Raw genomic sequence first — 23,017 nt, 5'->3', positions numbered from 1 at the left:
GGTTAGTCCGCTGATTTCGCTCAACATATCAGGTGAAAAACGTGGGGATATTTCAGGGTGCGAACCCCAACGTTGTGTTATGCCTGCTTCGCAAGCCCATGCATGGTGACGTTGGGGTTTTCACCCCAACCTACGCTCCAGGTAGCAAGCGCTTCTGGAAACGCCACACCTCCAGATCGAACGCCCCGGCGGTGGTTTCCAGTTGGATGATCTGCGATCCGACGTGGTGCCAGCCGCTTTTTCCATAGAACCGTGCAGCGCGCTCGTTGCCGATGGCGCAGGCCAGCCATGCCGTATTCACGCCTCGCTCGGCCAAGCGTGCCTCACCATCCGTCATCAAGACAGCCGCCACGCCCGCTCCGCGCGCCTGTGCAGAAACGAACAGCTGATACAGTTCGTCGCCTTTCACCATGCAGAAGCCGAGCGGCGCATCGGCAGGCCCCGCTACGCGCACTTCGGCCAGCCCGCGCAGCAGGCGTTCCTTGAAACTCTCCAGCGTACGCAGCCGCCGCAACGCTTCGGGCAGGATGGCGGCATGCGCATCCTGCCAACCGTCAAACCATAACTGCGCGAGCGCATCCACTTCCGTGATGGCGGCATGTCTTATTTGCACGGTGGCGTCCCGTACGCCACCCATCACGTCCAACTGCTGCTGTCGTCGTCGAAACCGCTGCTATCGAAATTGGCATCATCGAAATTGTCGGATGTGAAATCCTGATCGCCACCGTTCGGCAAACTGTTGCTGCCGTTGTCGAAGAAGTTGTTCTCGGTGACGTTCTCGATCACTTCCGGCTGACCGCCGCCAAAGCCGCCACCGAACAGGCCGCCACCGTGGTGACCGCCCAGCAGGCTTTCGATGCCGTCGAACAGGAACATGCCACCGGCGACGCCTGCCGCCGTGGTCGCCGCGTTGGCGAAGAAGCTCGAACCACCAGCTTGCGGCGCGGCGGGCGCACTGCTGCCAAACAAACGCTCGCGCCAGCTCGGCGCATGCGGCGCGGCCTGCTGCTGCGGAGGATACGGCGGCGGCGCAGCGCCCCATGCCGATTGCGGCTGGCCGCCCAGGAAGCTGCCGCCCTGCTGCTGTCCGGCCACCTGCGCCTGCAACTGCGCGATCTGCGTCTTCGCCGCATCCAGCGCGTGCTGTTGCAACAGGCAACGCTGCACCAGCAGGTACACCGCATCGGGCTGGTTGGCCAGGCGCTGATGGATCAGCGCATCGGCCTGCGCGTCCTTGGCCACGCCGCTGACGGCGGCCAGGCGCTGAAGGAAATCGTCGAGAAGTAGTTGTTCCTGGGGAGTCATGAGGTCACCGGTTACTTTTTATGACGGCAGGATGCCGGCAAGGGCAGAAGTATGCGCGGGATGTATGACCTCAAGCGTGCCGGTCGTCGTGGTTGATATCCGCAATTCACGATTCCTTAGGCGTTCGGCCTATTGACTACATCTGTAGTCAGGCGTAGCGTGCCTACACCTGTAGTCACGAACCGACCGTCATGCCCAAGCCATCCATCGGGGACCAGGAGCTGGCGCTCCTGCACTATCTGGCCGAGCACGAGAACGCCACCGTAGGCGAAGTCGCCGCCGATTTCGGCGAAGCGCGCGGCCTGGCCCGCTCCACCGTGCTGACGATGATGGAACGCCTGCGCGCCAAGTTGTATCTGAAACGGCGCCACGTTGATGGCGTCTATCGCTACAGCACGGCGACCGGCCCCAGCGAAGCCCTGAGCAATGCGGTCGGGCAATTCGTGGAAAAGACCTTGTCCGGGTCGCTGTCGCCATTCGTCGCATGGATGTCGCAGAAGGGCGAAGTCAGCGACAACGAACTGGCCGAGCTGGAAGCGCTGGTGAGCAAGCTGCAATCACGGCGGAAGGACAGCTGACATGGATACCTTGAACGCGCTGGCCGATGCCGTGCTTCCCCGCCTCGCCTGGACCTCCGCGCAGGCGACCGTGCTGATCGGCGCGCTATGGCTGATCGTGCGCTGGCTGCCGAAACTATCGCCCGCCGTGCGCTGCATGCTGTGGTGGCTGGTCGCTGCGCAGTTGCTGCTGGGGCTGGCGGTCAGCACGCCCGTGCAATTGCATTGGTTGGCGCCGACCGTGCCAGTACCTGCCGCGACGCTCGATCATGTGGCCGCTGAATTGCACGTAGCGGGCGGCATGCCCGTGGTCGCAGCGCCGAATGCGGAGATCGCTCCGTTACCACAAACAATGACGTGGTCATGGTCGCAAGCGATCGTGTTCGCGTGGTTCTTCGCCGTGCTGCTGCAGGGCTTGCTCGCAATCCGGCAATGGCTGGAAAACCGCAGCCTGCTGCATCACGCGCAACCGGTTGCCGATGCGGCTCTGCAAGCACTGTGCGCGCAACAGGCGCGCGCGCTTGGCATGCGCACCATTCCGGCGCTGCGCACGTCGCAGGCCATCGTGTCGCCGCAAGTAAGCGGCTTGTGGCGCCCGGTGGTACTGCTGCCGGCGGAGCAAACGCTGTCCGACGATGAACTGGCGATGGCGATGGCGCATGAGCTGGCGCATATCCGCCGCGGCGATCTTTGGCTGGGCTGGATCCCGGCGATCGCGCAACGCCTGTTCTTCTTCCATCCGCTGGTGCGTTGGGCCATGCGCGAATACGCGGTGTACCGCGAAGCCGCCTGCGATGCGCAAGTGCTGCGTCGACATGGCACAGCTCCACAAATGTACGGTCATCTACTGGTGCGCTTGGGCGTGGTCGATCCCATGCACGCCAGTCTCGCTGGCGCCTCCTCCACCTTCCAGAACTTGAAAAGGCGACTGATCATGCTGCAGCAAAACGAAACCACACCGCGCGTGCGCAGTTGGCTGCTGGTCGCGGCGATCGCCGTGATCGGTGTGCTGCCCTATCGCGTGACCGCGGCAAATGCAGAGCAGGCGGCCACGGCGACGAAGGCTCAAGCCGTAACCCATAGCGATGCCTACGTGCCGCCCGTTCCGCCGCCGCCTCCCCCTGCGCCGGCCGCGCCACCGTTGCCTGCGGAGCCGCCGGCCCCCATGCCCCCTGCCCCGCCTGCGCCACCGGCCGCGCCCGAACCCGACTTCCATGCGCGCCATGTGCATGTCGCCACGCGCACCGATGCGGATCACGGCTTTGCCTTGTTGGATGGCGACCTGGTGATCGTCAATGGCGGCGACGTCGACCTCAACGAAGCCAAGCGCCTGCACAAGCACAACGAACCGATGCTATGGCTACGCCAGCACGGCAAGTCCTATGTGATCCGCGATAAAGATGTCATCAAGCAAGCCGAAGCCGCTTACGCGCCCGGTACGCGCCTGGCCCAGGCACAAGGCGAACTGGCCGGTAAACAGGGCGAACTGGCCGGCCAGCAAGCGGCGCTGGCTGCACGCCAGGGCGAGCTGGCGTCGCGCCAAGCCGAACTGGAAGGGCGCCGTGCAGCCGTCGAGGCACAACACGAAGCTTTGCGCGCTGCCGGGGCGCCGGCGGAAAGCGGAGGAAAGGCAAGCCTGGACGAAGCACTTCGCGACATCGACAAGGAGCAAGCCGAGATGCAGCGCCAGGCCATGCAGCTGGATCAGGCCGAAGCGGCGCTGTCCAAGCAGGAAGCCGAGCTTTCCAAGCACGAGGATGCGATGTCGAGGCAACAAGAGCTGAGCTCGCGGGAAACGGATCGGCAACTGGACAAACTGCTGAGTGAGGCGATCGCCAAAGGCTTGGCCACGCCCGCTGATCAATAATACGGCGCGAAAAGCAGCGTAGGTTGGGGTGCAAACCCCAACATCCGATTACAAGGAGATGACGATGTTGGGGTTTGCACCCCAACCTACGCGCCCAGCTTTTGCAAAGCCGCCATCACCTGCATCTGTGCCTGCTCTGGCGACCATGCCGTAATCTGCGCCAGCGTATGCGTCTGGCGCAGATATCGAATCACCTGCAAACCAAGCCAATAACCGCTGCGATTGGGCAGGCCTTGCTGATACGGCCTGGGTGCGGCGTTGAACCAGCGCTTGAAGAGTTCTGGATGTGCAGGATCGATCGCTTTGCCGTGCGCATCCGCGAGAAAACGCCGCGCAATGTCCGGCAGCCTGCTTGCGGGAAGGGCACCAAGCTCGTCCCCCAGCAGCAACTGGCCATCCGTATGTCCAGGCGAAAGCTCGCCACTCACATAGGTGGCCAGGCCTTCTTCGAACAACGGCAGGGTCAACTCGGCATCTGGGATCACGCCGTCGTTGCGAATGCCCGCATGTTGCGCGTGATAGAGGTGAAAGAGTTCGTGCGGCACGACGATGTCGAGCTGCGCGTGCTCCATCAAGAGAGAATCGGCAGCGAACGCCAGCACCGGTTTGCCATCGGCGAGCACGCCGCTCTTTGCATCGAAATTGGGCGCGAGCAGGATCACGATCGGCGGGTGAGAATCGGCAGCGGGAAACAGCGCCTTGAAACGTATCGACTGCTTCGCAATAGCTTCCTGCAACGCCTGCACCTCGGCGGGAATGCCGGCGGCCAATGCGGGATAGCGCGCAAAACGCGCGCGCAACCAGATCTGCCGGCGCGCCTGCCAATAGGGATCGTGTTGCTTTTCCCATACCACGGCGTCGTAGATGTCGCGACGCGGCGCTTCGATGTCATGGCCCCACGCCTCCTCCTGCTGCAGGAAAGGCTTTCCTTCGGCAGCGGACCAGAACGCGGCGAACGAACGGGTGATGGATGGTGCTTCCGTGCCCCACGTGGGCACGGAAGCGGTGAGCAGCAGCAAACCTAATACTGTGCGGCTGCTCGCCTTCATCCGATCATTTCCAGGGCCAGGGCTTCAATGCGTATTCCTTCGGCGGCGTATCGCCGGCGAGATATTGCACGAAGTAGTCCCAGCGGCGGCGTGTGATGTACGGCGTATCGACGCCGTAGCCGTGATGCATGTTCGGCAGGAACAGCATGTCGAAATCCTTGTTCGCCTTGATCAGCGCCTCCACCACCAGCAGCGTGCTGTACGGCGGCACATTGTCGTCCAGCGTGCCGTGCACCAGCATCAGCTTGCCCTTGAGATTCTTGGCGATCAGCTGGTTGGCCTGATTGTCGTAGTTGGTGCTGCCGTCCTTGTTGGTAACCAGCAAGCCTTGCCACTTTTCGGCCCAATCGTCTTCGTACAGGCGGTTGTCGTGGTTGCCGCTTTCAGCCCAGCCCACCTTGAAGAAATCCGGGTAGCTGAACATGGCGTCGGCAGTGGTATTGCCGCCCCCGGAATGGCCCCAAATACCGACGCGCTCAAGATCGACCCACGGATAACGCTGGCCGAGTTGCTTGATGGCAGTGATCTGGTCCGGCAGCGTGTTGTCGCCCATCTTGCCAAACCATGCATCGTGGAACGCCTTGGAGCGCCACGGCGTACCCATGCCATTGATCGCCACCACCACGAAACCCAGCTCCGCCAGCGACTGATGGTCGCCTTCGGCCGGCGCGAAACCGAAGGTGCGCACCGAACCGGTCTGCGGACCCGGATAGACGTAATCGACGATGGGATATTTCTTCGATGGATCGAAATGCGAGGGCTTGAACATCAGGCCATACAGATCGGTCTTGCCGTCGCGCGCTTTCACCACGATCTGTTGCGGCGGTTGCCAGCCAGTGGCGAGCAGGCGTTTGATGTCGGCCTTGGCCACGGTGGTGATGACGTGCCCGTCGCTGGCGTCGCGCAGCACCGTCACCGGTGGTTGCGTAGTGGTGGAGTAACTGTCGACGAAATACTTGCCATCATCGGACAGGCTGATCTCGTGATCGGAGGGCTCCGGCGTGAGCAACACCGGTTCGCCGCCATCCAGGCTCACCTTCCAGAATTGCTGGTAGTACGGATTGACGCCAGGGGTACGCCCCACGCCGCGGAACCACACCGTGCGCGTCTTCGTATCCACGCGCAGCACTTCGGTGACGTTGCCCTGGCCGGTGGTGATCGCGCGTTTGAGCTGGCCGTTGTTCAAGTCATACAGATACAGGTTGCCCCAGTTGTTGCGCTCGCTGAACCAGATCGCTTCGTGGGTATCAGGCAGGTAGCGCCAGTTCACTTCGCCGTTGCCGCTTTCGTAATAGGTAGCGACGTCTTCGTGGAACACTGTGCGCACTTCGCCGCTTTTCGCATCGGCGATGCGGAAGGTTTCGTGCTTGTGATCGCGCGAGGTGGACACGAAAGCCAGCGACTTGCTGTCCGGCGCCCACTTCACGTCGTCCCAGCCGCCGTTGCGGCCGCAGCTCACGTCATCGCACAGCGAGGAGCGATGCTGGTCTGGCGGCATCTTCACGCGCACCACTGCGTGCGTGGGCACGTCGATGATCACGCGCTCGATCATGGTGACGTGTTCGTCGCCCGCCAGTGGATATTTCCACGACTGAAGTTCCGGGTGGCCAAGCTTGGTGGTGACCAGGTACATGTCGCCGGTCTTGCGCTGGTCCTGCTGGAAGGTGGCGATCCGCTTGGAATCGGGCGACCACTCCAGGATCGCCCGGTCGGTGTGCTGCCAACCCGCGTTGTCGGTGGCGTAGCCGAAGTTTTCCACGCCGTCGGTAGTGAGCTGGGTTTCCTTGCCAGTGGCCACGTCGCGCACCCACAGGTTCCAGTTGCGGATAAAGGCTTCCTGCTTGCGGTCGGGCGACAGCACGCCGGGCTCCTTGCCGGTCTTCACCAGCGTGCTCTTGTCCACGCACTCGCCTGCGCCGTGCAAATTGCACAGGTAATGCTTGTCGCCGATCGCGATGTCGTCGCGCCCGTCGGTGGCGATGCGGTAGTCGGTGATGTCGAGCTTGTCCGCCTTGACGTCCTTCTTGCCGGCCTTGGCCAGCGCGGCGGCGAGCCTGGCCTGGTCGAGCAGCGGCGCGGCCTTGCCGTTGGTGGCATCCATGCGCAGGTAGTGATCGCCGCTGGCGTCATGGTCGAGGTACCAGAAATGCGTGCCGTCCAGCCAATGCACCGTGTGCACCATATGGTCCACCAGCGGCGTGGTGTTGTACGCCATGTAGCGCTCGGCTTGCGCATAATCTTGCGCGGTCAGCGTGCGGCCCGCAGCCATAGCGCCCGGGATCACGCCCAGGGTCAGCAGTCCACCTGCCAGCGCGCCACGCAGACGCGACATGCCGATTTTCGAACGCATGTTTGCTCCCATTTAAAGGCCATGACCGCCGCGGCGGCCTCCCCCTATCTTGTCACCACCTTTCATCGTAGTGCGCGCGGGGGCCGGCGCCCCCTGCCAAAAGCCCTACGCCCCTGCTCGCCACGGAGAGCCACAAGCCGCAAAATCCCTGGCGCCCACGACGCCCCGGAACATCGCATGTCGCAGCCCTACACCCTCATCGGCAACTACATTTCCCCCTACGTGCGCAAAGTGCTGGTGTGCATGGAGCTCAAGGGGCTCGACTACCGGATCGACCCGATGACGCCCTTCATCGGCAACGACGATTTCAGCCGCGTGAGCCCGTTGCGCCGCATTCCTGTACTGATCGACGGCGAATTGGTACTCAACGATTCCTCGGTGATCTGCCAGTACCTGGAAGACAAGCATGCACAACCGGCGCTTTATCCGGCCGACATTGCGCAGCGCGCAAAGGCAAGGTGGCTGGAGGAATATGCCGATACGCATCTGGCGGATGTGCTGATCTGGCGGCTGTTCTATCAGGTGGCGATCCGCAAGCACATCTTTCACGAACCCACCGACGAGGCCATCGTGCAGCGTGCACGCGAGGTGGAAATTCCCGCCGCGCTCGATTACCTGGAAACACAATTGCCAGTTGAGGGTTTCATTTTCGGCGACTTGTCCATCGCCGATATCAGCCTGGCTTGCTATTTTCGCACTGCCTCGTTCGTGCGCTACGCGGTGGATGCGCAGCGCTGGCCGCGCACGGCCGCGTTCGTGCAGCGGATGCTTGCGTTGCCGGCGTTTCAGAAGCTGGCGCAATTGGAGGAAAGCATTCTGAGGATTCCATTGGCGCAGCAGCGCGAGGCGCTGGCCGCGGCAGGGGCGCCGCTTACGAAAGAGACGATGGGCACGCATGCACCACGGCATGGTTTGCCGCGAAGGTAACCGCTTACACGCAATCTCCACGGCCGTCATTCCCGCGAAAGCGGAAATCCATTTCGCTCTAGTGCGAAGGCGAAGATGGATTCCCGCTTTCGCGGGAATGACGGCTATGAGCGGAGAGGGTACGTTTTACAACTGCTTCTCCATCACTTCCACCAGCCAATCGACAAACACGCGCAACCTCGCCGGCATCTGCCGGTGCGGCGGATACAGCACCGTCACCGGCAATGATGGCGGCGGCATGGTGGGAAGTATTTCCTTGAGCTTGCCGTTCGCCATCGCATCGGCCGTGTGATAACGCGGAAACTGCGCAATCCCCAGGCCCGCTTCGCAGCAGACGCGGTAGGCCTCGGTGCCGCTGACGGTGACGCGGCCGGGCAGCATCACTTCGCGCCGCTTGCGTCCAACCATGAACTCCAAGGGTTCGGTGCGGTGCGTGGTGGGCGATGCCCAGTTCACCGCGTAGTGGCCGTTCTGCAGATCCGCTAGGTTGCGCGGCATGCCCTGGCGGCGCACGTAGTCCGCGCTGGCGACCGTGACCTGTTCCAGGCTGCCGACGCGCCGGCCGACCAGGCCTGAATCGGACAGCGTGCCCACGCGCAACACGCAATCGACGCCTTCGCGCAGCAGGTCGACGAAGTTGTCACCGGTGCCGATGTCCAGCTCGATCAACGGATAACGCGCGAAAAACGCCGGCAACGAAGGAATCAACCACATGCGCGCGGCCGGCGCCGGCAGATCCACGCGCAGCCGCCCACGCGGCTGCTCCCGTGCCTGGCGAAAATCCGCTTCCACCGCATCGACGTCGGCCAGCAGGCGCACGCAATGGCTGTAATACGCCTCTCCTTCGGGCGTGGCGCGCACACGGCGCGTGGTTCGCTGCAAGAGCTGCGCGCCGAGCCGCGCCTCCAGCCGCTTGATGGTGTGGGTAACGGTGGCGCGCGGCAGGTTGAGGTCATCCGCGGCGGCGGTGAAGCTGCCCAGATCCACGATTCGCATGAACAGGCGCATGGCGTCGAGGCGATCCACGGATTGTTGATCTCGATGAAATGGTGAAGTCCATTATTGAGCATTTATCGCAACATCGCATCGGCCGAAGATGCGTTGCTGCTCTACCACATCCCCCACGAGGCGACATCATGCAGACACGCACACTCGGCAAGAACGGTCCTAAGGTTTCCGCCATCGGCCTCGGCTGCATGGGCATGAGTGATTTCTATGGCGCGCGCGACGATGCGCAATCCATCGCCACCATCCACCATGCGCTGGACCGCGGCCTGAGCCTGCTGGACACGGCCGACATGTACGGCCCTTACACCAATGAGGAACTGGTCGGCAAGGCGATCAAGGGCCGCCGCGGGCAGGTGTTCCTGGCCACCAAGTTCGGCATCCAGCGCGATCCGTCCGATCCGTCCAGGCGCGGCGTCAACGGCCGCCCGGAGTACGTGCGCGCCAGTTGCGACGCCAGCCTGAAGCGTTTGGGCGTGGCGCACATCGATCTGTACTACCAGCACCGCGTGGACCCGAATGTGCCGATCGAGGAAACCGTCGGTGCGATGGCGGAACTGGTGGCGGCCGGCAAGGTGCGTTACCTGGGTTTGTCGGAAGCTTCCGCCGAGACCATCGAACGCGCCAGCAAGGTGCATGCAATCAGCGCGCTGCAGAACGAATTTTCGTTGTGGACGCGCGATCCGGAAGAGAACGGCACGCTGGCGCTGTGCCGCAAGCTGGGCATTGCGCTGGTGGCGTATTCGCCGCTGGGCCGCGGCTTTCTTACCGGCGCGATCACGCGGCCGGAGGATTTCGACGAAGACGATTTCCGCCGCACCAACCCGCGCTTCCAGGGCGAGAATTTCGCGCGCAATTTGCAGCTGGTGAAGCAGGTGGAGACCCTCGCGGTGGAGAAAGGCTGCACGCCGGCGCAACTCGCATTGGCCTGGCTGCTGGCGCAAGGGCAGGACATCGTGCCGATTCCGGGCACGCGCCAGAGCGCACGCCTGGATGAAAACATCGGTGCGCTCGAGGTCAGGCTCAGCGAAGACGAACTGGCCTCGATCGACCGCATCTTTCCGCCGGAAGCCGTCGCCGGCGCACGCTATGCGCCAGCCGGCATGGCGACGATCGGACGCTAACGGTCATGGACATGATCCAGCGCATCCAGCCGGAAAACGTGTTCGCCTTCCCGGGCATCCATGCGGGTGTCCGTGCTGGCCAGTTGCTGTTCGTGTCGGGCCAGGTGCCGCTGGGCTCGGCCGGTGAACTGGTGGGCGTGGGCGATTTTCGTGCGCAGGCCGAACAGGTGTTCGTCAACCTCGGCGAAGTGCTCGCCGCTGGCGGCAGCGGGTTCGGCCGGGTGGTGAAGCTCACCGCCTTTTTCGTGGATATCGCGCGCGATCTGCCGGCGTATCGGGAGGTGCGCAATCGGTTCATCGACGAGGAACATGTCTGCGCGAGTTCGGCGGTGCAGGTGAGCAAGTTGTTTCATCCGTCGGTGTGGTTGGAGGTGGAGGCTGTTGCGGTTTGTGGTGAGTGAAGGTGCGTGGTATCCACATTCCTCCGTGAAAATAGACCTCGCCTGATCGTCATTCCGGCGAACGCCGGAATCCAGTTCAAACACGTTGTGCGAAGCACTCAAACCCGGTTTTGTGTCCTTCGGACGCATATTTAGACTGGATTCCGGCGTTCGCCGGAATGACGGTGAGGTCCACCTAAATTCCCAAGGAAAGGAGGCTATCTCAGGCATTACAATGCCCCCATGACCACCCCCGAACACTCCCCCCTTGGCAAGCACACCGTCTACGCCGACCGCTACGACCCCTCCCTGCTGTTCCCGATCCCCCGCCAGCTCAAGCGCGACGAGATCGGCGTGCACGAACCGCTGCCGTTCCAGGGCGTGGATATCTGGAATGCCTACGAATTGTCGTGGCTGGATATGCACGGCAAGCCGATGGTCGGCGTGGCGGAATTCCACGTGCCGGCGCATTCGCCGAACATCATCGAATCCAAATCCTTCAAGCTGTATCTCAACGGTTTCGCGCAGGAACCGCTGGCCAACGTGGCGGCCTTGAGTGCGCTGCTGCAACAAGACCTCACACGCGCAGCTGGCGCGGTGGTGACGGTGACGATTCGCTCACCGCGCGCCGCGCAACATGTATTCGCCGATCTGGCCGGCGAATCGATCGATGGTCTGCCGGTGGCGATCGATCACTACGGCCCGCCGCGAGCGGAATACCTGCAAGCCGATGCAAGCGCGGGGATCATCGAGGAAACGCTAGTCTCTGACCTGCTGCGCTCCAACTGCCCGGTGACCGGCCAGCCCGATTGGGGTAGCGTGCAGATCGCTTATCGCGGCGCACCGATCGATCGCGAAGGATTGCTGCGCTATCTCGTTTCGTTCCGCACGCACAACGAATTCCACGAGCAATGCGTGGAGCGCATCTTCGTCGACGTGATGAAGCATTGCGCGCCGGAGCGGCTGAGCGTGTACGCACGTTACACGCGTCGTGGCGGGCTGGATATCAATCCGTTTCGCAGCACCGAGCAAGCGGCGCCGGGCAACATGCGCGGTGCTCGCCAATAAATCGCGATGTCCGTAGGCTGGGATGACAATCCCAGCACCACGAAGCTATCGGAAAGCTGGGATTGGCATCCCAGCCTACACTCGCAGAGAAACCGTCGTCCCGGCGAAAAGCGGGGCGACGGCATTCAAGCAACATCAGAACGTATAACGCACCGTCAACATCGCCGACCAGCGCGACACCACACGGCTCGGATCGTAGAAACCACCGTCATAGGTCTGCAGCGGCTGCGCCTGGTAGTTGCCGCTCTTGTCAGTAGGCAGGCTGTAAACGTACTGACCCTTGGCATTCACGCCGGCGTAGTTGACCAGCGTGCGCGTCGGATAGATGCCGGTAGTACGCTGCTGGCCCCAATCCGAATTCAGGAGATTGAGCACGTTGTAGATATCCAGGCGAATCTCACCCTTGTTGCCTGGGAAGATGCCGGGAATTTCCTGCGCGAAGCTCATGTCCAGCTGGTTGAACCATGCCGTGCGGGTGGCGTTGCGGCTGGCGATTTCGCCACGGTGATGGCTCAGATAATCATCCGAACTGATGAAGTTCTGGAACTGCTGGATCGTCTGTGCGCTGGTACCCGGCGCAAACGCCACCTTCGGATCGTTCACCGCCGGGATATAGACCGGTTCGAAACCGGCGATCGCCAGGCCCGGTGCATTGGTGCCGTTGGCGTCGTTGCCGAACACCCAGGTATACACATTGCCGTCGCGGCCGGAATAGAACAGCGAGACCTTGCTCTTGTAGTCGCCGAAGAACGCGTGCTGCCAATCCAGCGCAAGCTTCACGCTCTTGCCGGTCTGGTAGTTCGACGGCGCACTGTCCGTCGCGTTCGGATTGACGCGCGCGATACGCGAATAGCCGTTGATGGCAATGGTATCGGTGCCCGGATCGACATCCTTCGCGCGGTTGTAGCTGAAGGACAAAGTGCCCGAGAGATCGGCATTGAAGGGCTTGCTCAAGGCCAAGGTGATCGAATCGGACGACCCCTTGTTGGTATTGGTGAGCAAGGTCGATGCAGGACTGAACGCGCGGTTCTGGTTGGCCAGCGCATCGGCCGGCTTGCCTGCTTCACCCGGCGTACGCCAGTACTCGAGACGGCCGTCCGGCAGCGTGCCGGTGGGCGCGCCGATATTCAGTACCTGATACAGGATGCCGTTCTTCACCTGGATGTGTTCGTATTCCGCGCTGGCCATCAGGCCCCACCACGGCAACTGGCGATCCAGCGCCAGGCTGAACTTCCATGCGCTGGGCATCTTGAAGTTTGGATCGACCACGTCGATGGAACCGGCGCCGCCGCCGGCCGGAATGTTCTGCCCATGCGGATCCGGACTGAACGGCGCCGCTGCCGGGTTGAACGACTGGTACTGCAGCAACGTCACGCCGTTGTTCTGGTATGGATTGGTCAGCCATACCACCGGCGGCGTGGTCTGGAACAGGCCGATGCCGCCGCGCAACTGCGTGCGCAGCTCGCTGTTGAACAAGTAATTGAAGGACAGGCGCGGCTCGATCAGGGTGCTGCGGCTGCTGATGGTGCTGTTGTTGGCGTAGCCGAAGGTCTGGCTGAAGCCGGCGTTGTACGCCGGCGTGCCGGTGGCATGCGGGATATCCGCGCGCAGGCCGTATTGCACCGACAACTGATCGTTGACCTGCCAGGTGTCCTGCACGAACGGGCTGAACTGGCCGTACGTCCAGCGTCCGGCGATATCGTTCAAGGCATAGCCCGGCGCCGGATGGAACAAAGTGTATTGCGCGTAATTGCCCGCGGCGAAATTGTTGAGGCCCCAGAACGTGTACTGGCCGAACTGCGTGCGGCCGAACAGGTTGTAGATCTTCTCGCGGCGGTAATCGAAGCCCGCCTTGAAGCTGTGATCGCCCAGCACATACGTGCCGGCCCAATACAGCAGCAAGGTCTTGGTGTTGATGTAGTTGTAGTGGCGGAACTGTTCTTCGCCCAGGTTCACCACCGGACCGCGGCCGTTGCTGGACAGGTTGACCGCCACCGCCGGCTGCTGCACCGGCGCCGTGGTGGCCTGCGTGAAGTCCTGCCAGGCGATCTTCGTTTCGGTGGAGAAGTTGTCGGTCCAATCGTCGAACAGATGCAGCGCGTAGTTGTCGGTACTGATCGCCTTGGTATAGGTGTAGCTGCTCAGGCCCACGCTGTTGGGACCGTTGCCGCCGACGGCCGGCTGGCTTTCGCGCGTGCGCTGGTAGACGAAGCTGGCACGATGGTTGTTGCTGATGTTCCAGTCGATCTTGCCCAGGTAGCGCTTGTCGTCATACGTCAAACCGGAGGTACCGCCGAACACGCCGGGCTTCAGGCCCAGGCGGTTGGCGATATCGATCACCTTCTGCAGATCGCCAGGCGAAACCTTGTTGCTGGTGGACGCGCCATTGCCCAGGCTGGAATCCAGGCCATTGGCCGAATCGGCGCCGATGCCGTTGGTGCGTTCGTGCTCGGCCGACACGAAGAAGAACAGCTTGTCCTTCACGATCGGGCCGCCGACGTTGAGGCCGCCGGTCCAGTCGTTGCTGTAGCCGTGATAGTGATAACCCGGATTGCTGCTCGGCAACCAGCCGGCGTCGCCCACCAGATGATTGGCATTGCGATAGGAGTAATACACCGCGCCATGGAACTGGTTGGTGCCGGACTTGGTCACCGCATTCACGTCCGCGCCCACCGTATCGGAGGCGACGTCGTAGTTGGCGGTGGCGATGTTGTATTCGGCGATCGCCTCGGGCGAGATCGGCGACTTCAGGTACGGCAGGCCGTTGGCGTTGAGGCCGAACGGATCGCCCTGCGGCACACCGTCCACCGAAAGCAGGTTGTAGCGGTTGTTCATGCCCGCGGCGGAGAACGAGCCCACGCCCTGGTCCATCACCTGGATGCGCGGATCGAGGCGCACGATGTCGTCGATCGAACGGTTGCCCAGCGGCTTGGCCTGCAGTTCGGCTTGCGACAGGTTGGTCGCCAGCCCTTTGTTTTCGCTGCTGAAGATCTGCGCCATGGCCGACGCCTTGACCGTCACGCCGGCCAGCGTGGTGGCGTTCTTGGCTTGCTCGGCGCCCATCACCAGGTTGATCGACGAGGCCTGGCCCAGCTGCAGATACACATCATGCGCTTCGGCGGTCGTGGCGCCCGCCTTGCTGGCGGTGATCTCGAACGGTCCGCCCACGCGCAAGCCCTGCGCGGTATAGCGGCCATCCGCATCGGTGGTGACGTCCTTACGCGTGCCCGAAGGCTCGTGCACGATGGTCACCGTGGCGCCGGCCACCGGATGACCGGCACCATCCACCACGCGCCCGTTCATGCCGGAAGTGGTGATGTTCTGCGCCAGAACAGGCGTGCTCAGCAAAAGGCAGGCAATGGCCAGCGAAAGCCGCGTGGGTCGAGCCGTCGTCATGTATGTAAATCCCCAGTAATTGTTGTGAGCCACGAAAGCGCCTCTCCCGATAAAAGGCGTCAAAGGCGAAGCACTTGCTGGTGGTCCCTGCACCCGCGGCCGGTTGTCATGTGTGGGTCGGCCGGGACCGTAAGATATTGCCGCAAGAAAATGACAAAGTCGTTAGCTTGTCTGAAGAGGGCCGTATCTCGCGGCCGAGTCGCCGACCCTCCCCTGCTTCGCAGGGGGAGCTGTAGTCGCCGTTCCGAATCGAGCGCGAATGTCGGTCGCGCACACTGCGTTGCACGGCGCGATGGTGATGCGCACCGTCGCCGGCGCGCCGGAACGGCTGGCCGCTTGAGCGTGATTTCAACCTCGGCGTCCTGATTTCGCAGTATGAGCATCAACCCCCTTGGACAGCGCGTCCACAGAGGTTCCTAGCGGTTACACTCTGCGCCCCCGGTCATCGGCACTTCAGATCGCGGGCGCTAGCCTTGGCAGCTGCCTTAAGACGCCGGTCTGCCGGTAACGCTACTTCTTCATTTCGGAATCCGCCCATGAAACTTTCCGCACGTTCCGCCGCCTTTTACTGCGTGACATTGGCTGGCCTGCTGGCGCTCAGCGCCTGTGGCAAGAACGAGCAGCAGCCCGCGAACCAGCCGGCTGCCCCCAGCACCGCACCGGCACCGGCCAGCACCGCGGCGCAGCCGTCGCCGAGCACCACCGCCGCCGCGCCGGCGCATCCGGGCACTGCCGCGGCGCCCGCACCGGCTGCCCCGGCTCCGGCCACCACCACCGCTGCCGCGCCCGCCGCACCGGCTGCAGCCGAAGGCTTCCAGGTGAACACCATCACGCTGGGCGACGCGGTCACCGGCGACCACAAGGTGAAGAAGGAGGTGACCACCTTCTCTCCGAGCCAGAAGACCATCTACGTGAGCGTGGACACCACCGGCAGCACGCCGGGCGCCACGCTCAATGCGAAATGGAGCTACCTCGAAGGCAACGGCCAGGTGGTGACCAGCACCAGCCAGTCGATCATCGCCGACGGCCCGGCCACCACCACCTTCCGCGTGCAGAACCCCAACCTGTGGCCGGAAGGCAAGTACAAGGTGGACATCTCGCTCGACGGCAAGCCGGCCGCCAGCAAGAATTTCGAAGTGAAGAAGAGCTGAGCTCAGCAACGTGATGCATGCGGGGCGCTCCACACTGGAGCGCCCTTTGTTTTGATGGCGTGCGGCAGACGGAACACCCGCTGCGAGAGCCCGTCCCGTCGCCGCGGCTTTCGCCGGGACGACGATTTACGCTTTTCCATCGGCGCCAGGCACAAACGGCAGTTCGTGCCGCCATCACGCACGCCGCCGCCACGTGCGGCGATACGACGAAAGAAATTACTGGCTGTCATACCACCTATGGCACCATTCGCGGCTTGAGGACCTGAGAGGCAATCGCAGCGTGGAGCAACAAGGCGGGGCCGAAGTCCTTAGCCAAGAAGACGCCCTGGCCCGGACGGGTCCGGTATGGCTGCGTCGATTCGCCGGTCCGGCACTGTCGGTGCTGATGCTATGCCTGGCGTTGTGGGCGCTGTACCGCCTGGCCGGCGAGGTGAGCTATCACCAGGTCGGCGAATACATGCATCGGCTGCGGCGCGGGCGCATCGGCCAGGCGATCGTGCTGACCGCGCTTGGTTATGCGGTGATGCCGCTGTACGACCTGTTCGCGCTGAACGCGATCGGCCGCACCCTGCCCAGGTCGCGCGTGGCGCTGATTTCCTTCATCAGTTACGCCTTCAGCAACACGCTGGGCATGGCTATGCTGGTGTCCGGTTCGATCCGCTACCGCTTCTACATCCAGGCCGGCCTGTCGACCCTGGATGTAGCCAAGGTGGTGCTGTATTGCACGCTGAGCTTCTGGCTGGGCCTGTTCGCCATCACCGGCGTGACGCTGCTGCTGGTGCCGATTCCGCTGGGCCTGCCGCTTTCGCATATGCGATTGCTGCTGGGCGTGGGTCTCACCTTGATTCCCTTGCTGTGGCTGGCCGGTGGCGCGCTGATCCGACGCCCGTTCAAGCTGTGGCGCTGGAAAGTGAGCCTGCCGCCACTGTCGGTGGGCCTGCGCCAGGTGTTCGTCGGCGCGCTCGACTGGGGGTTGGCCGGCGCGGTGCTGTATGCGCTGATGCCCGATTCGCTGCAACTGCACTTCGGTTCGTTCCTGGCGATCTTCGCGCTGGCGCAGATCGCCGGCCTGATCAGCCATGTGCCCGGCGGCCTGGGCGTGTTCGAAGCGGTGATGCTTGCGGGCTTCGGCGCCACCGGCAACCAGACCTTGTCCGCGCCGATTCTTGGTGCGCTCGCGGCCTACCGCGGCGTGTATTACCTGCTGCCGCTATGCGCGGCCACCGTTGCGGTGGTGATTCGCGAAGCGCGCGGATTGCGCCAGGCTGCGCTGCTTTCGCCATGGTTCAACGGCATCCTGCCGCCGTTCTTCGCCGGCCTTACGCTGGTGTCCGGCGCGGTGTTGCTGTTCTCCGGCGCGACCGCCGTGCTGCCGGGCCGCCTGGAACTGCTGAGCGATCTGCTGCCGCTGCCGGTAATGGAGATCTCGCATTTCCTCAACAGCGTGATCGGCATGTCGCTGCTGATCCTCGCGCGCGGCCTGCAGCGCCGCCTGGATGCCGCGTATTGGCTGACATTGGTATTGCTGCTCGCCGGCGCAGTGGCTTCGCTGCTCAAGGGTATCGATTACGAAGAAGCCGCGCTGCTGATCCTGCTCGCCGTGGCGCTGGCGCCTGCGCATCGCTTGTTCTATCGACGCGCGTCGATGTTCGACATCACCTTCTCGTTCGGCTGGGTGCTGGCCTGCGCGACAGTGCTGGGCTGCACGGTGTGGCTGGTGCTTTTCAGCTATCAGCACGTGGAATACCGCAACGACCTGTGGTGGCAATTCAGTTTCTACCACGGCAATGCGCCGCGCGCGCTGCGCGCACTGGTCGGCGCAACCGGGGTGGCGTTGCTGTTCGCGCTCACCAGCCTGATCCGCTCGGCGCGCCAGCGCCCCACCTTGCCCGATGAAGCGGACCTGGCGCGCGCGCTGCCCTTGATCAAGCAATTCCAATCCGCCCAGGCACATCTGGCGTTGATGGGCGACAAGAGCTTGCTGTTCGATCCGGACAGCAAGGCTTTCATCATGTATGGCATCGAAGGGCGCAGCTGGGTGGCGATGGGCGATCCGGTCGGCAACGATGATCGCGCGCGGCAGGAACTGGTGTGGACCTTCCGCGAGCGTTGCGAACGCGCCGGCGGCTGGCCGGTGTTCTACCAGGTCAATCCCGGCGATCTGGACCTGTACCTGGAAGTGGGCATGAGCCTGCTCAAGATCGGCGAAGAAGCACGCGTACGACTGGAGCAATTCAACCTCGACGGCAAATCGAAAAAGGTCTTGCGCAATACGGTGAACAAGCTGGTGCGCGAAGGCCTGCGCTTGGAAATCTTGCCGATCGAACAGGTGCCAGCTCTGTTGCCGCAATTGAAGCCGATCTCGGATGCATGGCTGCGCGAAAAACGCGTACGCGAAAAAGGCTTTTCGCTCGGCGCCTTCGATGAAACCTATCTCGCACGCACGCCGATGGCGGTGGTGTGGCAAGAAGACAAGCCCGTCGCCTTCGCCAACCTGTTCCTTACCGACAGCATGGAAGAAGCCTCGGTGGACCTCATGCGCTATGCGCCCGACGCGCCGCCCGGACTGATGGATTACCTGTTCGTGGAGCTGATGCAGTGGTCCAAGGCGCACGGCTATCGCTGGTTCAACCTCGGCATGGCGCCGCTGTCGGGCTTGCAGAGCCGCCGCCAGGCGCCGCTGTGGAACCGCTTCGGCGCGCTCATCTTCGGTCGTGGCGAGCGCTTCTATAATTTCCAGGGCTTGCACCGCTACAAAGACAAGTTCGATCCGGAATGGGAGCCGCGCTATCTGGCGGCCCCGGGCGGTATCGCGTTGCCGGTGGTGCTCACCAATGTTGCCAGCCTGATCTCGGGCGGCTTAAGCGGAGTCGTGCGTCGATGAAATGGCGTGTTGTTGCAGTGGTTGTCGTGGTGGCCGTCATCGCCGTGCTGGTGATCTTCAAGCCCTTTCCCCATCCCACGCTGGAACACGCCACCGTCAAGCTGATGCCCACCGCGGCGGCGCCGGCCGGGCACGACGGTGTGCTGGCGGTGTTCTATTCCGGCGACGGCGGCTGGCGCGACCTGGATCAGCAGCTCGGCAAGCGCCTGCAGGCACATGGCGTGCCGGTGCTCGGCATCAGCTGCCTGGACTATTTCTGGCGCCTGCGCAGCGCCGACGAATCCGCACGCGACCTGGACGCGCTGTTGACGCAGTACACCGCGCAATGGCACAAGCAGAAGGTCTGGCTGATCGGTTTCTCTTTCGGCGCGGACATCCTGCCCACCGTGGTTAACAAGCTCAGTCCGGCCAACCGTGCGCGCATCACGCAGATGGTGCTGCTGTCGCCGAGCACGGACGTGAGCTTCGAGGTGGAGATGGAGGACTACATCATGGTGCGCGAGAACTGGCTGAAGACGCACCTGCAGAAGGTCAAGCAATGGTTCAACCCGGTGCCGCACTATCCTGCCCTGCCGCCGTTGCAGGCGCTGCAAGGCCAGCCGCCCGTGGTGTGCTACTACGGCCGCGACGATAGCGATGACACCGTGTGCAACGATCCGCATTTGCCAAAGTGGGTCAACGTGCATGTCATGCCGGGCGATCATCACTTCGACTACAACTACGATGGGCTTGCGGTGCACATGATCGCGGAGTTGCCCAGTGATGCGCCGGCGCATTGATTCGGTTGATGCGGATTCAACGCGGCCTTTGTGGCAACAAGCCATGACTGTAAGTAGCACCTCGCCATTAGCAACTCGCAAATAACTTTCTTAGGGCCTGTTTACACTATTTGCGTGATTTGCGTGGCCCGCGCTGGGATCTGATTAGCGTCGAATCTCAGCTGTGCGAATAATGGCTCCCTCCCCTGCGTGCAGGGGAAGGCTGGGGTGGGGTCAAGCAACCTCGCGATGAATCCATGTTGTGCGGCAAGTTCGCGCAACCCCACCCTAACCCTCCCCTGCACGCAGGGGAGGGAACATGTTCCGGCGAGCTGAGATTCGACGCTAGTCGGATCCCGGGGGGAGAGGGGCTCGTTTGCACTGCAGTTCGGCTCCGCCGCAACAACGCCTGCCAGTTGCATGTTTCAACACATGCATCGACGCATCTGCGAGTAGCAGCAGCTTTCTGCAAACGCGACGCATCGCACGCCGGCGCCACCATCGACATGACCATTCCTCCAGGCCTTATGCGTGTCGATTGCGCTCTACACATTTCGTTGACACACATTGAGATTCTTCTTATTTCATTCGATTCAAATGCCACCTATTCTCCCGATAAGCCTTATCGGGCCATGGCTCTGTTCATCAGCACGTGAGCCTTGAAGCAGCATTCCCTGCACGGATCGCAAGGGCGTGCCAACGTCATGCGATGACAAAAAGTCGTAACAGGGGTGTCATTCATGCTTATCGCAAAGCATTGTTGTACGTATAACGCTGCCGTTCGGCAGTCCTGTGCCCATGGCACGCCGTACTACAAACCTCCATCGATCGGTCCTTGACGAGACGCGGCGCGTTTGGCCGCTCTTCGTGTATTCGCAAGCAGAGCTAAGGCAAGCACATCCGTTGGTAAGCGGGTTTTGCGTCATCACGCGTGCACGTTTGCAATAACCGGATCATTGAGTCGAGGAAAGCAGCATGGCGACAACGGCCATCGTGGACGAACAGAAATTTCTACTGCCTGGCATTGTGGTCATTCGGCGGATGCTGGAGCTGTGCAGCTTCGAAGCCGTTTCCTTGCAGGAAGGTGGCTTGAGCGGTGGCTTCAGCAGTTGCGAGTACGGGCATGCCGTGTTCGGTAGCGCGCTGCTGGATTTCGCCGCGCATGGGCGCTTCGTGCCGCCGCCGGGACATTATCTTTCCTGCTACGTGCATGAAACCGCGTCGGAAAGCTGGTGCGCCGGCATGCCCCTGATCGCCGAGTCGATGGTGGTGGTGCTGCCTGGCAGCGCGTGCGAGGTGATGCTGGCTCCCGGCTCGCGCATCAGCATGGCGCTGGCGCCGCTGCATGGTGGCGTGAAGCGCACGGTCGAGGCGCATCCGGATTCCTTCGGCCAGTCCGGCCGGCAGTTTTCCCTGTTCCATCCCGACAGCCATGCCGGCACGCCATGGCGCACCTTGTACGGCATCTTGTTCGATGGCCTGATGAGCGGGAACGCGCGTGGATTGTCGCGGCTGCTGGAAAGCGGTGCGGCGGATTTCCTGATCGACGAACATGGATTGCGCGCACTGTTCGCGTGTGCAGCCTCGGCGCCGCCGTATTCGTTTGCCTACCGCGCGCATTATCCCGTCTTCCGCAAGGCGGTACAGTTCATGCGCGACAACTTGCAGCGCGACATCTACATGGAAGAAGTTGCGGCCATCGCGCAGATCAGCGACCGCAGCTTGCGCCTGGCGTTCGATGAGCTGCTTGGCGTATCGCCCACGCGCTATCTGACCTTGCTCCGGCTGCACGAAGCCAGCCGCCAGCTTTCCGCACAAGGTATGCAGCGGCTGTCGGTGAAGTCGGTGGCGATGAATTGCGGTATCTGGAACCTGTCGCGCTTTGCGGCCAATTATCGGCGGGCGTTTGACGAGCACCCGAGTGATACGTTGATGCGTGCGTGTAGTTTTGCGTCGTGATGAGGAATGGCTTGAACCGGTGACGCAAGGGAACCTGCTTTTGCGACATTCCGACTTGTTGCCTTACGTCATTCCGGCCTTCGCCGGAATGACGGTGAGGCAATACAAAACTCAGCGCGCTCGGTTACGACAGTACTAGGCAACCAACGTTATTCCTCAACCCCCGAAATCACCTGCAACTCGCTCATCCCGCCCGGCGCCAGATCCTTCATCAGGTCGACGAAGCTCAGACCCACCAGTCGTTGCGCACGGCGCAACAACAGCGGAATCGGGCTGGAGGGTTCGCAGCGGGCGTAGTAGTCGCAGATTTCGTCCAGGCGGCGGATCACGTCCTGTGGCGTTTCGATCCTGCCGCTCGCTGCCGCTTTGCCGGCGGGTGACGCAGACGCTTCGCCGTCGATGCTTTCCACCAGCTCGGCCGCCTGCGGCGAGCGCTTGGCCAGCTGCGGTTCGAGAAATTTCTTTACTTCGTAGATATCGCTGAGCAACGGTTTCAGGTCGGGACCGGAAGTACCGATGTGCTCGTTGAAGATCGCGTCGATGGCTTTGACGTGGTCGAACGCGGCGTTGATCGCGGCGACGTTTTCGGCCAGTTGGTCTTCCGCACAATCCATGCAGCAGGCTTCGATCTGGGTGAGGCCGGGCAGTTCGGTGTTTTCTTCATCGCTGCCGGCGACCTTGAGCGAACCGTTGGCGATGCGCAGGTCGCGCAGCGTGAACCGGCCCAGCCGCGGCGACTGCACGAACGGCGTGGTGCGGAAAAAGCCAAGCATGCCTTGCAGGTCGGTGACGGCGGCCACGGCGTTGACCCGCGCGGTGGGGTCGTTGTCGTCTTCCGCATCCAACTGGGGATGCACGTTGTCCCAATAGTGTTCCAGCAGGTTGCGGATCAGCTGCAAGCCGCTGCTCCAGCCAGGCAGGCCGGTGGTACGCATCCAGGCGGTGGCCAGGTGCACAGCCACGCGAAGATCCTTGGAGCGCGTCAGCAGGGCCTGTGCCTGGTCGGAGACCTTGTCCCAGTCCGGCTCCTCGGCGGCGATGACGCTGTCGCCCACGGCGCGCTCGACCTTGGGCGCCGCCAGGCGTTCCAGAGCCATGAAATCAGGATCATATTCAAGATTTTCCCCGCTGGGCGAGGACCCGTCGAGGGGAGACAACAACGACTCCAGAGCATGGCTGGTCATAGGCGCGTAGCAGTCCTTGAGGTGGGGGAATCCTACCGTAGGTTGGGGTGCAA

17 protein-coding genes are annotated in these 23,017 nt (G+C 62.6%); 10 read left to right on the top strand and 7 right to left on the bottom strand.

The features are described 5' to 3' along the window. Positions 1–130: 130 nt before the first annotated feature. Together ACTHNE_RS16365 and ACTHNE_RS16360 are read right to left on the bottom strand one after the other, a co-directional pair. Positions 131–613 (bottom strand): GNAT family N-acetyltransferase, encoded by a 483-nt coding sequence (locus tag ACTHNE_RS16365; RefSeq protein ID WP_440269808.1) that lies wholly within the window; start codon positions 611–613, stop codon positions 131–133. Positions 614–636: 23 nt separating this feature from the next. After that, entirely contained in the window at positions 637–1,305 is a 669-nt protein-coding gene (locus ACTHNE_RS16360) for a DUF2076 family protein (protein WP_324937300.1), read from the bottom strand. A gap of 191 nt (positions 1,306–1,496) precedes the next feature. Between ACTHNE_RS16360 and ACTHNE_RS16355 the strand changes: the two genes are divergently transcribed. Then, positions 1,497–1,883, top strand: a complete 387-nt coding sequence (locus ACTHNE_RS16355; RefSeq protein WP_440269807.1) for a BlaI/MecI/CopY family transcriptional regulator — start codon at positions 1,497–1,499, stop codon at positions 1,881–1,883. 1 nt (position 1,884) lies between these two features. After that, on the top strand, positions 1,885–3,729 hold the full coding sequence (locus ACTHNE_RS16350; protein WP_440269806.1) for a M56 family metallopeptidase: 1,845 nt from the start codon (positions 1,885–1,887) through the stop codon (positions 3,727–3,729). A gap of 86 nt (positions 3,730–3,815) precedes the next feature. On the opposite strand, the gene ACTHNE_RS16345 is transcribed toward ACTHNE_RS16350, so the two are convergent. Both ACTHNE_RS16345 and ACTHNE_RS16340 read right to left on the bottom strand, forming a co-directional pair. Next, positions 3,816–4,778 carry a hypothetical protein gene (locus tag ACTHNE_RS16345; protein ID WP_324945451.1) on the bottom strand — a complete coding sequence of 321 codons (963 nt, stop codon included), beginning with the start codon at positions 4,776–4,778 and terminating at the stop codon, positions 3,816–3,818. Between the two features lie 4 nt (positions 4,779–4,782). After that, a complete protein-coding gene (locus ACTHNE_RS16340; protein WP_440269805.1) occupies positions 4,783–7,128 on the bottom strand; it encodes a DPP IV N-terminal domain-containing protein in 2,346 nt (781 codons plus the stop codon). A 177-nt stretch (positions 7,129–7,305) separates the two neighbouring features. Here ACTHNE_RS16340 and ACTHNE_RS16335 point away from each other — a divergent pair, with 177 nt between their 5' ends. Further along, complete coding sequence (locus tag ACTHNE_RS16335) at positions 7,306–8,055, top strand: glutathione S-transferase family protein (protein WP_324945445.1); 750 nt, start codon at positions 7,306–7,308, stop codon at positions 8,053–8,055. A gap of 126 nt (positions 8,056–8,181) precedes the next feature. Here ACTHNE_RS16335 and ACTHNE_RS16330 read toward each other — a convergent pair whose 3' ends face one another. Beyond that, positions 8,182–9,081 (bottom strand): LysR family transcriptional regulator, encoded by a 900-nt coding sequence (locus ACTHNE_RS16330; RefSeq protein ID WP_324945442.1) that lies wholly within the window; start codon positions 9,079–9,081, stop codon positions 8,182–8,184. A gap of 110 nt (positions 9,082–9,191) precedes the next feature. Here ACTHNE_RS16330 and ACTHNE_RS16325 point away from each other — a divergent pair, with 110 nt between their 5' ends. From ACTHNE_RS16325 to queF, 3 genes are all read left to right on the top strand, one after another. Then, a complete protein-coding gene (locus tag ACTHNE_RS16325; protein ID WP_324945439.1) occupies positions 9,192–10,184 on the top strand; it encodes an aldo/keto reductase in 993 nt (330 codons plus the stop codon). Between the two features lie 11 nt (positions 10,185–10,195). Then, positions 10,196–10,585 (top strand): RidA family protein, encoded by a 390-nt coding sequence (locus tag ACTHNE_RS16320; RefSeq protein WP_324945436.1) that lies wholly within the window; start codon positions 10,196–10,198, stop codon positions 10,583–10,585. A gap of 222 nt (positions 10,586–10,807) precedes the next feature. Beyond that, the gene (queF, locus tag ACTHNE_RS16315; protein ID WP_324945433.1) at positions 10,808–11,632 is read left to right on the top strand and encodes an NADPH-dependent 7-cyano-7-deazaguanine reductase QueF; all 825 of its coding nucleotides are present in this window, start codon (positions 10,808–10,810) and stop codon (positions 11,630–11,632) included. A gap of 135 nt (positions 11,633–11,767) precedes the next feature. On the opposite strand, the gene ACTHNE_RS16310 is transcribed toward queF, so the two are convergent. Continuing rightward, positions 11,768–15,028 carry a TonB-dependent receptor gene (locus tag ACTHNE_RS16310; protein ID WP_440269804.1) on the bottom strand — a complete coding sequence of 1,087 codons (3,261 nt, stop codon included), beginning with the start codon at positions 15,026–15,028 and terminating at the stop codon, positions 11,768–11,770. Positions 15,029–15,564: 536 nt separating this feature from the next. Between ACTHNE_RS16310 and ACTHNE_RS16305 the strand changes: the two genes are divergently transcribed. From ACTHNE_RS16305 to ACTHNE_RS16290, 4 genes are all read left to right on the top strand, one after another. Beyond that, positions 15,565–16,179, top strand: coding sequence for a hypothetical protein (locus ACTHNE_RS16305; RefSeq protein WP_440269803.1), 615 nt, complete (start codon positions 15,565–15,567; stop codon positions 16,177–16,179). Positions 16,180–16,459: 280 nt separating this feature from the next. Further along, positions 16,460–19,063, top strand: coding sequence for a bifunctional lysylphosphatidylglycerol flippase/synthetase MprF (mprF, locus tag ACTHNE_RS16300; RefSeq protein WP_324945424.1), 2,604 nt, complete (start codon positions 16,460–16,462; stop codon positions 19,061–19,063). Next, positions 19,060–19,842, top strand: a complete 783-nt coding sequence (locus ACTHNE_RS16295; protein WP_440269802.1) for an AcvB/VirJ family lysyl-phosphatidylglycerol hydrolase — start codon at positions 19,060–19,062, stop codon at positions 19,840–19,842. Before mprF ends, ACTHNE_RS16295 begins: the two co-directional genes overlap by 4 nt. Before the next feature lie 954 nt (positions 19,843–20,796). Then, positions 20,797–21,780 (top strand): helix-turn-helix transcriptional regulator, encoded by a 984-nt coding sequence (locus ACTHNE_RS16290; RefSeq protein WP_440269801.1) that lies wholly within the window; start codon positions 20,797–20,799, stop codon positions 21,778–21,780. Between the two features lie 149 nt (positions 21,781–21,929). On the opposite strand, the gene tssA is transcribed toward ACTHNE_RS16290, so the two are convergent. Next, entirely contained in the window at positions 21,930–22,964 is a 1,035-nt protein-coding gene (gene tssA, locus ACTHNE_RS16285; protein WP_440269800.1) for a type VI secretion system protein TssA, read from the bottom strand. Positions 22,965–23,017: the final 53 nt, after the last annotated feature.

Source organism: Dyella sp., from assembly GCF_051954575.1.
Lineage (GTDB): Bacteria > Pseudomonadota > Gammaproteobacteria > Xanthomonadales > Rhodanobacteraceae > Dyella_B.
The sequence above is the reverse complement of the archived record's forward strand: the minus strand, read 5'-3'. Positions and strand labels throughout refer to the sequence as shown.